The sequence below is a fragment of the Pseudolysinimonas sp. genome, from assembly GCF_051954455.1.
In the GTDB taxonomy this organism is placed as follows: Bacteria; Actinomycetota; Actinomycetes; order Actinomycetales; family Microbacteriaceae; genus Pseudolysinimonas.
The window spans coordinates 109217-125230 of the sequence record NZ_JBQCHS010000018.1 but is presented as its reverse complement, the minus strand read 5'-3'; the positions used below and the strand labels follow the sequence as shown (position 1 = coordinate 125230).

16 protein-coding genes are annotated in these 16014 nt (G+C 69.8%); 4 read left to right on the top strand and 12 right to left on the bottom strand.

The window, feature by feature from the left end; genetic code table 11:
• Window positions 1-77 precede the first annotated feature (77 nt).
• Complete coding sequence (locus ACTHM3_RS08910; protein ID WP_440405740.1) at window positions 78-1259, top strand: DUF349 domain-containing protein; 1182 nt, start codon at window positions 78-80, stop codon at window positions 1257-1259.
• A 103-nt stretch (window positions 1260-1362) separates the two neighbouring features.
• Window positions 1363-1926: a type IV toxin-antitoxin system AbiEi family antitoxin gene (locus tag ACTHM3_RS08905; protein ID WP_440405739.1), complete on the top strand. Its 564-nt coding sequence runs from the start codon at window positions 1363-1365 to the stop codon at window positions 1924-1926.
• Here ACTHM3_RS08905 and ACTHM3_RS08900 read toward each other — a convergent pair.
• The 8 genes from ACTHM3_RS08900 to ACTHM3_RS08865 all read right to left on the bottom strand — a co-directional run bounded on the left by ACTHM3_RS08900 (window position 1913) and on the right by ACTHM3_RS08865 (window position 10807).
• Window positions 1913-4201 carry a RelA/SpoT family protein gene (locus tag ACTHM3_RS08900; RefSeq protein WP_440405738.1) on the bottom strand — a complete coding sequence of 763 codons (2289 nt, stop codon included), beginning with the start codon at window positions 4199-4201 and terminating at the stop codon, window positions 1913-1915. The two genes, ACTHM3_RS08905 and ACTHM3_RS08900, sit on opposite strands and share 14 nt — an antisense overlap.
• 77 nt (window positions 4202-4278) lie before the next feature.
• Window positions 4279-5286 carry a protein translocase subunit SecF gene (secF, locus tag ACTHM3_RS08895; protein WP_440405737.1) on the bottom strand — a complete coding sequence of 336 codons (1008 nt, stop codon included), beginning with the start codon at window positions 5284-5286 and terminating at the stop codon, window positions 4279-4281.
• Window positions 5286-7040: a protein translocase subunit SecD gene (gene secD / locus ACTHM3_RS08890; RefSeq protein ID WP_440405736.1), complete on the bottom strand. Its 1755-nt coding sequence runs from the start codon at window positions 7038-7040 to the stop codon at window positions 5286-5288. The genes secF and secD overlap by 1 nt, the downstream gene beginning before the upstream one ends.
• 111 nt (window positions 7041-7151) lie before the next feature.
• Complete coding sequence (yajC, locus tag ACTHM3_RS08885; protein ID WP_440405735.1) at window positions 7152-7697, bottom strand: preprotein translocase subunit YajC; 546 nt, start codon at window positions 7695-7697, stop codon at window positions 7152-7154.
• Window positions 7698-7784: 87 nt separating this feature from the next.
• Window positions 7785-8795: a Holliday junction branch migration DNA helicase RuvB gene (gene ruvB / locus ACTHM3_RS08880; RefSeq protein WP_440405750.1), complete on the bottom strand. Its 1011-nt coding sequence runs from the start codon at window positions 8793-8795 to the stop codon at window positions 7785-7787.
• Between the two features lie 47 nt (window positions 8796-8842).
• A complete protein-coding gene (gene ruvA, locus ACTHM3_RS08875; RefSeq protein WP_440405734.1) occupies window positions 8843-9454 on the bottom strand; it encodes a Holliday junction branch migration protein RuvA in 612 nt (203 codons plus the stop codon).
• 9 nt (window positions 9455-9463) lie between these two features.
• Window positions 9464-10018 (bottom strand): crossover junction endodeoxyribonuclease RuvC, encoded by a 555-nt coding sequence (gene ruvC / locus ACTHM3_RS08870; protein ID WP_440405733.1) that lies wholly within the window; start codon window positions 10016-10018, stop codon window positions 9464-9466.
• Window positions 10019-10042: 24 nt separating this feature from the next.
• A complete protein-coding gene (locus tag ACTHM3_RS08865; protein WP_440405732.1) occupies window positions 10043-10807 on the bottom strand; it encodes a YebC/PmpR family DNA-binding transcriptional regulator in 765 nt (254 codons plus the stop codon).
• 89 nt (window positions 10808-10896) lie between these two features.
• Between ACTHM3_RS08865 and ACTHM3_RS08860 the strand changes: the two genes are divergently transcribed.
• A complete protein-coding gene (locus tag ACTHM3_RS08860; protein WP_440405731.1) occupies window positions 10897-11142 on the top strand; it encodes a hypothetical protein in 246 nt (81 codons plus the stop codon).
• On the opposite strand, the gene pdxT is transcribed toward ACTHM3_RS08860, so the two are convergent.
• Together pdxT and pdxS are read right to left on the bottom strand one after the other, a co-directional pair.
• Window positions 11090-11683 (bottom strand): pyridoxal 5'-phosphate synthase glutaminase subunit PdxT, encoded by a 594-nt coding sequence (pdxT, locus tag ACTHM3_RS08855; RefSeq protein WP_440405730.1) that lies wholly within the window; start codon window positions 11681-11683, stop codon window positions 11090-11092. The two genes, ACTHM3_RS08860 and pdxT, sit on opposite strands and share 53 nt — an antisense overlap.
• A complete protein-coding gene (gene pdxS / locus ACTHM3_RS08850) occupies window positions 11673-12575 on the bottom strand; it encodes a pyridoxal 5'-phosphate synthase lyase subunit PdxS (RefSeq protein ID WP_440405729.1) in 903 nt (300 codons plus the stop codon). Before pdxS ends, pdxT begins: the two co-directional genes overlap by 11 nt.
• A gap of 23 nt (window positions 12576-12598) precedes the next feature.
• On the opposite strand from pdxS, the gene pdxY reads away from it, so the two are divergent.
• Entirely contained in the window at window positions 12599-13450 is an 852-nt protein-coding gene (gene pdxY / locus ACTHM3_RS08845; RefSeq protein WP_440405728.1) for a pyridoxal kinase PdxY, read from the top strand.
• A 9-nt stretch (window positions 13451-13459) separates the two neighbouring features.
• Here pdxY and ACTHM3_RS08840 read toward each other — a convergent pair whose 3' ends face one another.
• Complete coding sequence (locus tag ACTHM3_RS08840; protein ID WP_440405727.1) at window positions 13460-14035, bottom strand: HIT family protein; 576 nt, start codon at window positions 14033-14035, stop codon at window positions 13460-13462.
• 8 nt (window positions 14036-14043) lie between these two features.
• Window positions 14044-16011, bottom strand: a complete 1968-nt coding sequence (gene thrS, locus ACTHM3_RS08835; protein ID WP_440405726.1) for a threonine--tRNA ligase — start codon at window positions 16009-16011, stop codon at window positions 14044-14046.
• Window positions 16012-16014 lie beyond the last annotated feature (3 nt).

Here is a 16014-nt window from a genome sequence, read left to right as displayed (position 1 = left end):
CCCCGGCCGTCTTCGAACAGGTGAGGCTCGTGTCAACTACTGATCAGCACCCGTGGGGTCGTGTCGACGAGGCCGGCGTGGTCTACGTGCGCACCGCGGACGGTGAGCGTGTCGTCGGCGAGTATCCGGATGCATCGGCGGACGAGGCGCTCGCCTACTTCGAACGCAAGTACGCCGACCTCGCCGGGCAGGTCGGATTGCTGGAACAGCGGGCGCGTCGTGGCGCTCCCGCCGCCGATGTGGCGAAAGCCGTCGCGACGTTGCGCGGCTCCGTGGCCGCAGCGAACGCCGTGGGCGACCTCGCGGCACTCGATGAGCGGCTCGCCAAGCTCGGCGGCGCGGTCGAGGAACTCACGGAGCAGCAGTCCGCCGAGGCGAAGGCTGCTGTCGACCAGGCCATCGCCGACCGCACGGCCATCGTCGAGCAGGTCGAGGCGCTGGCGGCCGAAGATCCGGCGAAGACGCAGTGGAAGCAGGCGAGCGCGCGCCTCGACGAGCTGTTCTCGGCGTGGCAGAACCACCAGCACGATGGACCGCGCATTCCGAAGAACGACGCCAACGAACTGTGGAAGCGGTTCAGGGCCGCGCGAACGACGCTCGAACGCAATCGCAAGGCCTTCTTCGCCGAGCTGGACTCGCAGCACAAGGATGTTCGAGCCCGCAAGAGCGAGCTGATCGAACGGGCCGAGGCGCTTGCACCGCTCGGAGCGGACGGCGTGTCGCAGTATCGTTCGCTGCTCGACGACTGGAAACGTGCAGGCCGCGCAGGCAAGCGCAACGACGACGCGCTGTGGGCGAGGTTCAAGGCGGCCGGCGACGTACTGTACGCCGCCAAGGCGGAATCCGACGCGGTCGAGAACGAGGAGTACCAGCACAACCTGGAGCAGAAGCTGGCACTGCTCACCGAAGCGGAGCCGCTTCTGAAGGCCACCGACCGCGGCGCTGCTCGGGCCGCGCTGTTGTCCATCCAGACCCGATGGGACGCGATCGGAAAGGTTCCCCGCGACCAGGTGAAGTCCGTCGAGGAGCGTCTGCGCAAGGTCGAGACGGCTGTGCGCAAGCTGGACGACGAGCACTGGGAGCGCAGCAACCCGGAGAAGAAGGCGCGCTCGGAGGGACTCGCGGCGCAGCTGACGGATGCCATCGCGAAGCTCGAGGACGAGCTCGAAGCGGCGAAGGCCTCAGGCGACGCCAGGGCGATCAAGGATGCGCAGGAAGCGCTGGACGCACGCAAGGCCTGGCTGTCGGCCCTGCGCTGAGTGGCTCGCCCTCAGTTCTCCACCGTTCGCCCAACGCTTCGCCTTCTCCACCGATGCCCGCTTGCGGCGGCGACGGCCGTCGCCGCAGCGCGACCATGGGGACATGGCGCACGCGATGGCATCCGTACTCTCTCCTGGCCCCCTCCCGCTCGCTGAGCTGCACGCCGCCCGGCTCGACGGCGAACTGTTCACCGTCGACGAGCGGTTCGCCCCCGTCGACGAGGTCGAGACCGCGTGGCTGCGCGCGAGAGCGTTGCGGAGCGTCGCCGGATCACGCATGATCGCCGAGCTCGACAGCGCCATGTGGGTGCACGGGCTGCTGGCGCTCCCTCCGTCGATCCACACCATGTGCGTCCCTCGGTCCGACCGCGTCAAGTTCCCGCCGTCTCCGCGGTTCGCGCTCCGTGAGGTGACGCACGAGTACGGCGACACGGCGGAGATCGCGGGACTGCGCGTCACGGTCCCCGCGCGCATCCTCTCCGACCTCGCCTTCGTTGACCGCGAGGACGACGGTGCCGCGGCGCTGAGCATCGTCGAGCGCGACCCGCAGCTCGTGCTCGCATGCGCTCGACGCATCTCGCAGACGCCGAATCTCCCTGGCAAGGGCCGTGCCCTGTCGCGATTGGAGGAGTGGGCCCGGTCGGCTCGTGAACTCAGCCGGCGCTGACCCGGTACACGTCGTAGACAGCGTCGATCCTGCGCACGGCGTTGAGCACCCGGTCGAGATGCGTGGTGTCGCCCATCTCGAAGACGAACCGACTGAGCGCCAAACGGTCGCTCGAGGTGGAGACGGTGGCCGAGAGGATGTTCACATGGTGCTCGGAGAGCACGCGAGTGACGTCCGAGAGCAGCCCGGCCCGATCGAGGGCCTCCACCTGGATCTGCACGAGGAAGACGCTCTTCGACGACGGCGCCCACTCCACGTCGATCATGCGTTCCGGTTCGCGCATCAGCTCCTGCACGTTGTGGCAGTCGGCCTGGTGCACGCTCACTCCGGAGCCGCGCGTGATGAAGCCGACGATCGGGTCGCCGGGTACCGGTGTGCAGCACTTGGCGAGCTTGACGAGGATGTCCGGCGCCCCGCGCACGAGCACACCGGAGTCGCTGTTGCGCAGCCTGCGCCCGCGCACCCTGGCGGGCGGCGGCAGCTCCGTGACGTCGCTCTCCGTCTCCGACTGCAGTGACGCCACGACCTTCTCCAGCACCGACTGGGTGCTGACATGCCCCTCGCCGATGGCGGCGTACAGCGCTGACACGTCGTCGTACTTCATCTGCGCGGCGACCTCGCCGAGCGAATCCTGCGTCATCAGTCGCTGCAGCGGCAGGTTCTGCTTGCGCATGGCGCGGGCGATGGCATCCTTGCCCTGCTCGATCGCCTCGTCGCGCCGCTCCTTCGTGAACCACTGTCGGATCTTGTTGCGCGCCCGTGGGCTCTTCACGAAGTTGAGCCAGTCCTGGCTCGGACCGGAGTCCGGGTTCTTCGAGGTGAACACCTCGACCACATCACCGGTCGAGAGCGGCGACTCCAGCGGGACGAGGCGTCCGTTCACCTTTGCGCCCATGGTGCGGTGACCGACCTCGGTGTGCACCGCGTACGCGAAGTCCACGGGAGTGGCGCCGGAGGGCAGCCCGATCACCCTGCCCTTCGGGGTGAAGACGTAGACCTCCTTCGCACCGATCTCGAATCGGAGCGAGTCGAGGAACTCGCTGGGATCCGCTGTCTCTGCCTGCCAGTCCGAGATGTGCGCAAGCCACGCCATGTCGGTATCGACCTTGCCGATGTCGTCGGACTTGCCGCCGGCGACGCGCTCCTTGTACTTCCAGTGCGCAGCGACACCGAACTCGGCGCGCTGGTGCATCTCCTCGGTGCGGATCTGGATCTCGACCGCACGACCCTCCGGCCCGATGACCGTCGTGTGCAGCGATTGGTACAGGTTGAACTTCGGGGTGGCGACGTAGTCCTTGAAGCGGCCTGGCATCGGCGTCCACCTCGCGTGGATCTGCCCGAGAACGGCGTAGCAGTCACGCACGGAGTTGACGATGACCCGGATGCCGACGAGGTCGTAGATCTCGTCGAACTCGCGCCCGCGAACGACCATCTTCTGATAGATCGAGTAGTACTGCTTCGGCCTGCCGACGACCTTGCCGCGGATCTTGGCAGACTTCAGATCGTCGTTGATGGCATCCGTCACCTGCTGAACGACCCGTTCCCGCTCGGGAGAACGCTGCTTGACGAGATTCTCGATCTCCACGTAGAGCTTGGGATACAGCACGGCGAACGAGAGATCTTCGAGCTCCCACTTGATCGTCTGGATGCCGAGCCGGTGCGCGAGCGGCGCGTAGATCTCGAGGGTCTCCTGCGCCTTCCGCCGCGCGGACTCCTCCGGGACGAAGCCCCACGTCCGCGCGTTGTGCAGGCGGTCGGCGAGCTTGATCACGAGCACCCGGATGTCCTTCGACATCGCGACGACCATCTTGCGGACGGTCTCCGCCTGGGCGCTGTCGCCGTACTTCAGCTTGTCGAGCTTGGTGACGCCGTCGACGAGCATCGCGATCTCGTCGCCGAAGTCGGCGCGGAGCTGATCGAGCTGGTAGTCGGTGTCCTCGACGGTGTCGTGGAGCAGCGCGGCCGCGATCGTCTTCGAGCCGATGCCAAGGTCGGCGAGGATCTGCGCCACCGCCACCGGGTGGGTGATGTAGGGTTCGCCGCTCTTGCGCTTCTGGCCGGCGTGCGCGCGATCCGCGGTCGCGTAGGCCCGCTCGATGAGCGCGAAGTCGCCCTTCGGGTGGTGCGAGCGTACCGTCTTGATGACGGCGTCGATCGAACGGGTGGAGCGGTCGGCGCGGGAGAAGATGCGCGGCAGGAGGGCTCGCAGCGCGGAGGTCTGGGTCGCCGAGGTCGACGCGGGCGTCGTGGGACGCGGCGACTGCGTCTGCGTCATCCGACCACCTCCGATCCGCTCAGTCTAGGAGCGGCGGCCGCAGGGCACCGGACGTTCGCCGACGGCGTGCACGCGGATTACGCCTCGACGTTCCGCGCGCGGAGCCGACGGGCCCGCTCATCCCGCTGCCGGATCGCCGGCTCGTTCGAGCGGAACTGCGCGTACAGCGGCGACGCGACGAACGGCGTCGAGTAGGTGCTGACCACGGTGCCGACGAACAGCGCGAGCGAGATCTCCTTCAGCGTGTCCGCGCCGAGGATGAACGATCCGATGAAGAGGATCGCCGCAACCGGCAGCGCCGCGACGACGCCGGTGTTGATCGACCGGACGAGCGTCTGGTTGACGGCGAGGTTGACGGCCTCGCCGAAGGTCCGCGGCGAGTCGTCGCTCAGTTCGCTGGTGTTCTCGCGGATCTTGTCGAAGACCACGACGGTGTCGTACAGCGAGTAGCCGAGGATCGTGAGGAATCCGATGATCGTCGCCGGCGTGATCGTGAACCCGGTGGCGGCGTACACCCCTGCCGTGATGATGAGGTCGTGCAGGAGGGCGATGATCGCGGCGGCCGACATCTTCCAGGTGCGGAAATAGAGCGCCATGAGCACCGCGGCGAAGATGACGAAGACGATGAGGGCCCGGAGGGCGTTGCCGGTGACGTCGGCGCCCCAGGTGGCGCCGATGAAGGAGTTGGTGACCTCCTTCTCCTGCACGCCGTAGGTCTTGGCGAGGGCCGCAGTGACGGCCTGCGTCTGCTTGTCGCTCAGCTTGTCGGTCTGAACCTGGATGCCGTTGCCGCCCGCCGTGGTGACGGTGACGTTCGATCGGGGTGCGACCTGCTTGACCGCGTCCTGCCCGAGGATCGTGTTCTTGGAGTTCGCGTTCGCGATCTGGAACTGCGACCCGCCGGTGAAGTCGATGCCGAAGTCGAAGCCGCGGGCGAAGTCGCCGCCGCCGCGGATGAACGGGATCGCGATCGAGAGCACGATGAGCACCGCGGCGATCGCGTACCAGACGCGCCGGCGGCCGACGAAGTCGACCGACCGCGCCCCGGTGTAGAGGTCGTTGCCGAACTTGGCGAAGCTGGCCATCAGCGCTTCCCGCCCTTCCCGGCGCCCGACTTCGACGCGCCGGCCTTCGAGCCGGCCGCCTTCTGTGCCTCCAGCTCCGCGGCCTTGCGCTCCGCGATCGTCTGGCGGCGTCCGGCCTCGCGGCTGGCGCCGGCGCGGCGCGCGTCCTCCGAGAACCGGAACTCAGCTCGACCCCGGTAGACGGCGCCGAGTGCCGTCGGATCGAGCCCGGAGAGCGGATGGCCGCTGGAGAAGAACCGGGTCGTGGCCAGCAGTCGCAGCACCGGGTGCGTGAACAGCACGACGATCACCACGTCGATCACGGTCGTGATGCCGAGCGTCAGCGCGAAGCCCTGTACGTTCCCGACCGCGAGCACGTAGAGGATGATCGCCGACAGCAGGTTGACGCTCTTGGCGGCGAGGATCGTGCGGAGCGCCCGCTTCCAACCGGCCTCGACCGCGCCCGCGAGCCCTCGGCCGTCCCGCAGCTCGTCGCGGATGCGTTCGAAGTAGACGATGAACGAGTCGGCCGTGAAGCCGATCGCGACGATGAGGCCGGCGACGCCGGCGAGCGACAGGCGCAGGCCGTTCTGCCACGACAGGATGTCGAAGAACTCCCACGTGATGACGCCGGCGACGACGAGCGAGGCGAGGGTCACGAGGCCGAGCAGCCGGTACTGGAACAGCGAGTACACGGCGACGAGGAGGAGGCCGATCAGCCCTGCGATGAGGCCGTTCTGCAGCTGGGTCGCGCCGAGGGTCGCCGCGATGGTGTCACGGCTCTGCACGGTGAAGTTGACCGGGAGCGCGCCGTACTTGAGCTGATTCGCGAGCTCCGTCGCGGACTTCTGGTTGAACGATCCGGTGATCTGTGGCTTGCCGTTGGTGATCGCCGCCTGCGTGGCCGGCGCCGAGATGACCTTGCCGTCGAGCACGATCGCGAACTGGTTGCGCGGCTGCTGCAGCTTGACGAGTCGCTTGGTGACGTCGGCGAAGTTCTTGGTGCCCTGGCCGTTGAAGACGATGTTGACCGCCCACTGACCGGCGTTGACGCCCTGGCTCGACTGGATCGTGCCCGCGGTGGCGTCCGATATCGTGGAGCCCTCGACCTCCACCGGGCCGAGCAGGAAGGTCTGGGTGCCGTCGTCGGAGCAGGTGACGAGCGGCTTGTCCGCGGGGGCCGTGTTCGTGTTGGCCGCGTTGATCTTCGAGCAGTCGACGTTCGTGAACTGCTGCTGAAGCGCCGGGGTGACCCAGTTGAGGTCGCTGCCGTCCGTCGGCTTCGCGGTGGGGGTGTCGGCGAGCGACGGCGAGGGGGTGGCGGACGCGGAGCCGGAGGCGCTCGGCGACGGCGATCCGGAGGCGCCGACGCTCTGATTCGAGGGCTGGCCGGTCAGGAGGACCGCGCGGAACTCCATCTTCGACGCCGACTCGACGCGCTGGAGCAGCGCCTTGTCGGGGTTGCCCGGGAGCTCGATGAGGATGTTCGAGCTGCCCTGCGTGCTCACCTCGGCCTCGGAGAGGCCGCCGATGCGCTGGCGGATGATCGCCACGGCCTGATTGAGCTGGTCCGAGGTGACCGCCTGGTTGCCCTCGGTCTTCGGCGTCAGGATGATCTCGGTGCCGCCCTGGAGGTCGAGGCCGAGCTGCGGGACCGGCGTCCACTTCCACCAGATGACGCCGGCGGTGAGGATCCCGCCCAGGATGACGACGATCGCCAGGAGCCAGGCGAGCGCCCTCCAGGCGCTGCGGACCGGCGTCGTTCTGGTTGCCACGGGGTCGTTCTGCTTTCTTCGAGCGCGCGAGCGTCGGCTCGGCTGCGGCCTCGCCCGACGTCAGCGCCGAGCCGGTGACCAGGGTAACGGAGAGGCGGAGTCCGCCTCGCCTTACTCGGCCGCGTCGCCCTCGGCGGGCTTCTTGCGCGGCTTCGCGGTCGAGGACGTGCTGCGGGTGCTCGCGGCGGAGGTGCGCGGCGCGGGGGCCGGCTTGCTCTCCTCGGCGTCGGTCGCGGCCGGGGTCTCGTCGACGACGCGCTCCCCGAACTCGGGCGCCTCGGTCGAGGCGGGCTCCTCGTCGTGGACGATGTCCTTCTCCGGGTCGATGTCGACCGGGTCGATCACGCGGGCGACGGTCTGGCGGTGCACGCGGAGGCGGGTGCCCGGCGTCGTCTCGATGATCGCCTCGTTCTTCTCCTCGTCGACCGAGACGAGCGTGCCGTAGATGCCGTGCTGCGTCATGACCTCGGCGCCCGGCACGAACTTGTTCTGCAGCTCCTCCGCGTCGCGCTTGCGCTTGCGCGAGTTGCGGACCATGAAGATCACCATCACGGCCAGCACGAGGACCAGCGCGATCGTCAGGAAGTTGTCCTGGAAGAAGTTGCCCGACGACGTGGGCGTGGTGGCAGCAGGGAGAAGCGTGGCGAGGGAGGACATGGGGGCGTTGGAGCCTTCCGGGATGGTGGGAGATCGCGGCCGAGCCTAGACAAGGCGGCTGTGCGGTTCCCCGGAAGCATACGCCATTCAGAACAGCGCCCCCGTGTCGGGGCGGCGGACCCCGAGGTGGTCCCACGCGCGGCGGGTCGCGACGCGGCCGCGGGGCGTGCGCGTCAGCATCCCGATCCGCACGAGGAAGGGCTCGACGACCGACTCGATCGTCTCGGGCTCCTCCCCGACCGACACCGCGAGGGTGTTGAGACCGACCGGGCCGCCGTCGAACCGGGTGACGATCGTGTCGAGCACCGCGCGGTCCAGCCGGTCGAGCCCCATGGCGTCGACGTCGTAGAGCTCGAGCGCGGTGCGCACGGCCGAGAGGTCGGCGCGGCCGCCGTGCACGATCGCGTAGTCGCGGACGCGGCGGAGCAGCCGGTTGGCGATGCGCGGGGTGCCGCGGCTGCGGGTCGCGATCTCGCGGCGGGCGGCCGGCTCGATGTCGAGCTCGAGCATGCGGGCAGCGCGGGCGAGCACCTGGTCGAGCTCGTGGTCGCCGTAGAACTCGAGGTTGGCGGTGAAGCCGAAGCGGTCGCGCAGCGGATTCGGCAGGAGCCCGGAGCGCGTGGTGGCGCCGACCATCGTGAACGGCGCGAGATCGAGCGGGATGCTGGTCGCGCCGGCGCCCTTGCCGACCATGATGTCGATCCGGAAGTCCTCCATCGCGAGGTAGAGCATCTCCTCGGCGCTGCGCGCCATGCGGTGGATCTCGTCGATGAAGAGGACCTCGCCCGCGACGAGGCTCGAGAGCAGGGCCGCGAGGTCGCCGGCGTGCTGGATCGCGGGCCCGCTCGACATGCGCAGCGGACGACCCGACTCGTGCGCCACGATCATCGCGAGTGTCGTCTTGCCGAGCCCGGGCGGGCCGGCGAGCAGGATGTGGTCGGGCGTGCGCTGCTGGATCGCGGCCGCGTCGAGCAGCAGCTGCAGCTGCCCGCGGACCTTCGCCTGCCCGACGAACTCGGCGAGCGAGCGCGGACGGAGCGCCCCTTCGAAGGCGAGTTCGGCCTCCGACTCGGGGGTCGGCCGGACCAGGCCGTCCACGCTGAGGCTCTCCACGCCCGGCGCGTCGCCGTCCAGGTCGTCGTCGCTCACGGCCGGGCCCCCGGTCCGAGCCGTGCGAGGGCGAGCCGGAGGAGCGCCTGCACCGACGCCGTGTCGGTCGCGGACGCCTCGGTCGCGGCCTCCTCGACGGTCTGCGCGGCGACCCGCTCGTTCCAGCCCAGCCCGACGAGCGCTCCGACGACCGCCGACGCGACCTGCGTGCCCGGGGCGCCGCTCGGCACCGAGGCGGCCGCGGCGACGGGCGCGAGCTTGCCCGCGAGCGACACGGCGATGAGCTTCGCGGTCTTCGGTCCGATGCCCGACACCTTGCGGAAGGGCGCGTCGTCCTCGTCGGCGACGGCCTGCGCGACCTGCTGCGGGGTGAGCGTGGCGAGGACGCCGAGCGCGGACTTCGGGCCGACGCCCGAGACGCCGCGCAGCAGGTCGAAGACGACGAGTTCGTCCGGCGTCGCGAAGCCGTAGAGGCTGAGGTCGTCCTCGCGCACGATGAGCGCGGTGTGGAGGCGGGCCTCCTCGCCGATCCGCAGGGTGAGTGCGTGCTGGGGCGTCACCTGCACGGCGAGCCCGACTCCCCCGACCTCGATCACGGCGAGTCCGCCGCCGGCGGACAGCACGGCACCGCGGACCGACGAGATCATGCCGCCAGCCTAGGAGCGGGCGGCCGCCTCGGCCTGCCGCCACGCGCGCTGGGCGGGGGTGAGCAGCCCCGGGTCGGCGGCGGGGGTGAAGGGCGCGCCCCGCCATGCGTGGCAGATGGCGAGCGCAAGCGCGTCCGACGCGTCAGCCGGTTTCGGCACCTTCGCGAGCCCGAGCACCCGCGCGACCATGGTCCCGACCTGCGCCTTCTGCGCGTTGCCGTACCCGGTGATCGCGGCCTTCACCTCGCTCGGGGTGTGCAGGCCGACCGGCAGACCGCGTTCGGCGGCGGCGGCCAGCGCGACGCCGGAGGCCTGGGCCGTGCCGATGACGGTGCGGAGATTGTGCTGGGCGAACATGCGCTCGACGGCGAGGGCGTTGGGCTGGTACGCGTCGAGCGCGGTCGCGATGCCGCGCGCCACCGCCAGCAGGCGGAGCTCGATCGGCTCCTCCGGCGCGGTCCGGATCACGCTGACGTGCACGAGCGTGGCCGAGCGATCGGGCGCGACGTCCACGACGCCGACGCCGCATCGGGTCAGGCCCGGATCGATCCCCAGCACGCGCATCGGCCGCTCCCCCGGGCCGCCGTGCTACTCGTCGTCCGCGTCGAGCTCGGCCTGGACGTCGGCCGGGATCTCGAGGTTGGAGAAGACGTTCTGCACGTCGTCGCTGTCCTCGAGCGCGTCGATCAGCCGGAACACCTTGCGGGCCGTGTCGGCGTCGACCGGCACCTGGACGCCGGGCACGAACTCCGCCTCCGCCGAGTCGTAGTCGATGCCCGCCTCGACGAGCGCCGTGCGGGCGGCCACCAGCTCCGACGGGTCGGTGAGGACCTCGAAACCGCCGCCCTGGTCCACGACGTCCTCGACGCCTGCGTCCATGACCGCCTCGAGGATCGAGTCCTCGGAGACGCCGTCCGCCTTCGTGATCGAGATGACACCCTTGCGGCTGAAGTTGTAGGCGACGCTGCCCGGGTCGGCCATCGTGCCGCCGTTCCGCGTCATCGCAGTGCGCACCTCGGCCGCGGCGCGGTTCTTGTTGTCGGTGAGGCACTCGATGAGGAGCGCGACGCCATTGGGACCGTAGCCCTCGTACATGATCGTCTGGTAGTCGACCGACTCGCCGCTGAGCCCGGCGCCGCGCTTGATGGCGCGGTCGATGTTGTCGTTCGGCACCGAGGTCTTCTTGGCCTTCTGCACGGCGTCGACGAGCGTCGGGTTGCCGCTCAGGTCGGCGCCGCCCATCTTGGCTGCGACCTCGATGTTCTTGATGAGCTTGGCGAAGGACTTCGCACGTCGCTGGTCGATGACCGCCTTCTTGTGCTTGGTCGTCGCCCACTTGGAATGGCCGCTCACGGCTGCTCCTTCGGTGTTCCGGGAAAGACGCTCAATGCTACCCGGGCGCGCCGGGGCGCTTTCGGCCGCGCGGGGCGCAGACTGGAGAGATGCTCGGACTCGCCGACAGCAACGACCCGACGCCGCCGATCTCGCGGTGGCGCCTGTGGGGCTTCGTCTCGATCTGCGTGGGCGTCGCCGAGGCGGTCTTCGGAGCGATCCGGATGACGAGCGAGTTCTCCGTCGGGCTGACGTTCCTCTGCAGCGCTGCCGCATTCATCGCGCTCGGCATCGCGCGCCTGATCAGCCGGCGACGCGCTGCAGGAAGCGACGGTGGAACCGATCCTCACCGGTGACCTCGGGGTGGAACGCGGTGCCGAGGAGGTTCCCCTGCTCCACCGCGACGATCCGCCCGTCGTCGAGCGCCGCGAGGATCACGACATCGGGGCCCGTCTCAGTCACGGCGGGCGCGCGGATGAACACCGCGTGCACGGCCGGATCCCCGAGCTCCGGGATGTCGAGATCCGTCTCGAATGAGTCGTTCTGGTTGCCGAACGCGTTGCGCCGCACGGTGACGTCAAGGCCGCCGAGGGTCTGCTGCCCCGCGATCGCGTCGGTGACCCGGTCGCTCAGCATGATCAGGCCGGCGCATGTGCCGTAGACCGGCATCCCGCCGGTGATCCGGGAGACGAGCGGTTCGCGCAGCCCGAACGCCCGGCTCAGCTTGTCCACCACCGTCGACTCGCCGCCCGGGATAACCAGCCCCGCGACATCGTCGAGCTCCGCCGGCCGGCGCACGGGGACGGCGTCCGCCCCGAGCCCACGGAGAACGGCGAGGTGCTCGCGGACGTCGCCCTGCAGCGCGAGGACCCCGACGCGCGGGCCGCTACCAGCCACGCTCGGCGAGCCGGTGCGGCGCGGCGAGGTCGGCGACGTTGATGCCGACCATGGCCTCGCCGAGGCCGCGCGACGCCGCGGCGATCTCGGCCGGGTCGTCGAAGAAGGTCGTCGCCTTGACGATCGCGGCGGCGCGCTTGGCCGGCTCCCCCGACTTGAAGATGCCGGAGCCGACGAACACGCCGTCCGCCCCGAGCTGCATCATGAGCGCGGCGTCGGCCGGCGTCGCGACGCCGCCCGCCGTGAACAGCACGACGGGGAGCTTGCCCGTCTCGGCGACCTCGGCGACCAGGTCGTAGGGCGCCTGCAGCTCTTTCGCCGCGACGTACAGCTCGTCCTTCGTCCTGGCCTTCAGGGCGTTGATCTCGCCCGTGATGGTGCGGATGTGCTTGGTCGCCTCCGACACGTCGCCGGTGCCCGCCTCGCCCTTGGAGCGGATCATCGCCGCGCCCTCGGTGATGCGACGGAGCGCCTCCCCGAGGTTGGTGGCGCCGCAGACGAACGGCACGGTGAAGGGCCACTTGTCGATGTGGTTGACGTAGTCGGCGGGCGAGAGCACCTCCGACTCGTCGATGTAGTCGACGCCGAGCGACTGGAGCACCTGCGCCTCGACGAAGTGGCCGATGCGGGCCTTGGCCATGACCGGGATCGAGACGGCCTCGATGATGCCGTCGATGAGGTCGGGGTCGCTCATGCGGGCGACGCCGCCCTGGGCGCGGATGTCGGCCGGGACGCGCTCGAGCGCCATGACGGCGACGGCGCCGGCGTCCTCCGCGATCTTCGCCTGGTCGGCGGTGACGACGTCCATGATGACGCCGCCCTTGAGCATCTCGGCGAGGCCGCGCTTGACGCGGGCGGTACCGGTGGCGGGGGTGGCCGGAGTGTCGGGCATGGCACTGATTCTAGATTGGTGGCGTGAAGATCCTCTCGATCCAGTCGGCCGTCGCGTACGGGCACGTCGGCAACTCCGCGGCGGTCTTCCCGCTCCAGCGCATCGGGGTCGAGGTCCTGCCGGTCTACACCGTGACCTTCTCGAACCACACCGGGTACGGCGCCTGGCGCGGACCGCTCATCTCCCCCGACGACGTGCGCGACGTGATCCTCGGGATCGAGGAGCGCGGCGTGCTCGGCGAGATCGACGTCGTGCTCTCGGGCTACCAGGGCAGCGAGGGCATCGGGGAGGTCGTGATCGACGCGGTCGCGCGCGTGAAGGCGGCCAATCCCGACGCGATCTACGCCTGCGACCCGGTGATGGGCAACGCGGCGTCCGGCTGCTTCGTCGCGCCGGCGATCCCGGTGCTGCTGCGCGAGCGGGTCGTGCCGGTCGCCGACCTCATCACGCCGAACCAGTTCGAGCTGGGGTTCCTCACCGGGCGGGAGCCCTACTCCCTCGAGTCCACGCTGGAGGCCGCCGACGCGGCGCGGGCGATGGGGCCGCGCACGGTGCTCGTGACGAGCGTCGAGCGCCCGGACGCGGACCCCGGGACGATCGAGATGATGGCCGTCACCGACGACGGCGCGTGGATCGTGCAGACGCCGCGGCTCGGGATGAAGGCGAACGGCTCCGGCGACGTCACGGCTGCGCTGTTCACCGCCCACTTCCGGCGCACGGGCGACGCTGCGGACGCCCTCGCACGGACGACGTCGAGCGTCTTCGACCTGCTGCAGAACACGCTCGACGCGGGGTCGCGGGAGCTGCTGCTCGTGGAGTCGCAGGAGACGTACGCGCACCCGCGGATGCAGTTCGAGGTCGCGCGGGTCCGCTGACGCAGCGGGCTACTCGACCGGCGGGGAGGCCGGCCAGGCGTCGGCGAGCTGGGCGCGGGCCTCGCCGAGCAGCGTCGGGATCGCCTTCGTCTGCCCGATGATCGGCAGGAAGTTGGCGTCGGAGGCCCAGCGCGGCACGACGTGCTGGTGCAGGTGCTCCGAGATCCCGGCTCCCGCGACCGCGCCCTGGTTCATGCCGATGTTGAACCCGTGCGGGTGCGAGGTCGCGGCGAGCACGCGCATCGCGGTCTGCGTGAGGGTCGTGATCTCGGCCGTCTCCTCGGGGGTCGCCAGGTCGTAGGTCGCGACGTGGCGGTACGGCACGACGAGCAGGTGGCCGCTGTTGTAGGGGAAGAGGTTGAGGATCACGTACGCGCTCGCCCCGCGGTGCACGATGAGCGCCTTCTCGTCGGACATCGTGGGCGCGACGCAGAACACGCACTCGCCGCTCGCGCGCTCGGCCGACGACTGCTCGATGTACGCGATCCGGTGCGGCGTCCACAGCCGCTGCAGGCCGTCGGGCACGCCCGCGAAGCCGTCCGAGGATTCGACCGCGTCGTACTCGGTCCCGTCGTAGTCGCGCATCCCGGCCGCTAGACCTGCGCCTTGGTGTCGATCGCCTCACGGATCCGGCGCACGGCCTCGTTGATCGGCACCCCGTTGTCCTGGGTGCCGTCGCGGAACCGGAAGCTCACCGTGCCGGCGTCGCGATCCTTCTCCCCCGCGATCAGCTGGAACGGCACCTTCATGGTGGTGGCGGTGCGGATCTTCTTCTGCATCCGCTCGTCGCTCGCGTCGAGCTCGGCGCGCACGCCCTCCGCGCGAAGCCGGTCGACCACGCCGCCGAGGTAGTCGGCGTACTCCTCCGCCACCGGGATCCCGACGACCTGCACGGGCGCGAGCCACACCGGGAACGCGCCCGCGTAGTGCTCAAGCAGGATGGCGAAGAAGCGCTCGATGGAGCCGAACAGGGCGCGATGGATCATGATCGGGCGCTTGCGCTGCCCGTCGCGGTCGGTGAACTCGAGCTCGAACCGCTCGGGCAGGTTCGGGTCGACCTGCACCGTCGACAGCTGCCAGGTGCGGCCGAGCGCGTCGCGGGTCTTGAGGTCGATCTTGGGCCCGTAGAACGCGGCCTCCCCCGGCATCTCCGTGAGTTTGAGGCCGGACGACTGCGCCACGTTGCGGAGCGCGTTCGTCGAGTACTCCCAGAACTCGTCGGAGCCGATCCACTTGTCCTTGTGGTCGTCGCGCATCGAGAGCTCGAGCTCGAAGTCGTCGAGGCCGAAGTCGCGCAGCATCGAGATGACGAACTCGAGGACCTTGGTCGCCTCGTCCTCGAGCTGGTCGGGGGTGACGAACAGGTGCGAGTCGTCCTGCGTGAAGCCGCGCACGCGGGTCAGGCCGTGCAGGGCCCCCGAGAGCTCGTTGCGATAGACCGTGCCGTTCTCCGCCAGCCGCATCGGGAGGTCGCGGTAGCTCCGCGCGCGCTCCTTGTAGATCAGGATGTGCATCGGGCAGTTCATCGGCTTCAGGTAGTAGTCGGTGCCCTGCTTGGTGATGGTGCCCTCGGCGTCGCGCTCCTCGTCCATGTTGATGGGCGGGAACATGCCCTCCTTGTAGGTCTGGAGGTGGCCGGAGGTGCGGAACAGGTCCTGCTTGGAGATGTGGGGCGTGTACACGTAGGTGTAGCCCGCGTCGACGTGGCGCTTGCGGGCGTGCTGCTCCATCTCCATGCGGACGATGCCGCCGCGCGGATGCCAGACCGACAGGCCGGAGCCGATCTCGTCCGGGAACGAGAAGAGGTCGAGCTCGCGGCCGAGCTTGCGGTGATCGCGCTTGGCGGCCTCCTCGAGGCGCTCGAGGTACGACCGGAGCTCGTCCTTGGTCGGCCAGGCGGTGCCGTAGATGCGCTGCAGCTGCGGGTTCTTCTCGGACCCGCGCCAGTAGGCGGCGGCGATCCGCATCAGGCGGTAGACGCCGAGGGCGCCCGTGTTCGGCACGTGCGGGCCGCGGCAGAGGTCCTTCCAGGCGGTGTTCCCGTCGCGGTCGACGTTGTCGTAGATGGTGAGCTCGGCGCCGCCGACCTCGACCGACTCCCCGTCGTCGCCCGATCCCTCGCCGTGCCCGACGCGGCCCTTCAACCCGATGAGCTCCAGCTTGTAGGGCTCGTCGGCGAGCTCGGCGCGCGCCTCGTCCTCGGTGACGACGCGGCGCACGAACCGCTGCCCGGAGCGGATGATGCGGTCCATCTCCTTCTCGATCGCCTTGAGATCCTCCGGGGTGAAGGGCTCGGCGACGTCGAAGTCGTAGTAGAAGCCGTCGGTGACGGGCGGCCCGATCCCGAGCCTCGCCTCCGGGTTGATGCGCTGCACCGCCTGCGCCATGACGTGCGCGGTGGAGTGGCGGAGGATGGCGAGGCCGTCGGCGGAGTCGACGGCGACGGGCTCCACACCCTCGGTCGTCGTGAGCTCGGTCGCCTTGTCCTTCAGCTCGCCGTTCACGCGGATCGCGATCACGGAGCGGTCGGGGAACAGGTCGAAACCGGTCTGTGCGCTCACCCT

What these genes read in the sequence shown, in the direction of transcription:
- secF (WP_440405737.1), bottom strand. Translation starts at nt 5,286, where the DNA reads ATGGCCAGCTTCGCCAAGTTCGGCAACGACCTCTACACCGGGGCGCGG.
- yajC (WP_440405735.1), bottom strand. Translation starts at nt 7,697, where the DNA reads ATGTCCTCCCTCGCCACGCTTCTCCCTGCTGCCACCACGCCCACGTCG.
- ruvA (WP_440405734.1), bottom strand. Translation starts at nt 9,454, where the DNA reads ATGATCTCGTCGGTCCGCGGTGCCGTGCTGTCCGCCGGCGGCGGACTC.
- ACTHM3_RS08905 (WP_440405739.1), top strand. Translation starts at nt 1,363, where the DNA reads ATGGCGCACGCGATGGCATCCGTACTCTCTCCTGGCCCCCTCCCGCTC.
- ACTHM3_RS08900 (WP_440405738.1), bottom strand. Translation starts at nt 4,201, where the DNA reads ATGACGCAGACGCAGTCGCCGCGTCCCACGACGCCCGCGTCGACCTCG.
- ACTHM3_RS08860 (WP_440405731.1), top strand. Translation starts at nt 10,897, where the DNA reads ATGCTCGGACTCGCCGACAGCAACGACCCGACGCCGCCGATCTCGCGG.
- pdxS (WP_440405729.1), bottom strand. Translation starts at nt 12,575, where the DNA reads ATGCCCGACACTCCGGCCACCCCCGCCACCGGTACCGCCCGCGTCAAG.
- ACTHM3_RS08840 (WP_440405727.1), bottom strand. Translation starts at nt 14,035, where the DNA reads ATGCGCGACTACGACGGGACCGAGTACGACGCGGTCGAATCCTCGGAC.
- ruvC (WP_440405733.1), bottom strand. Translation starts at nt 10,018, where the DNA reads ATGCGCGTGCTGGGGATCGATCCGGGCCTGACCCGATGCGGCGTCGGC.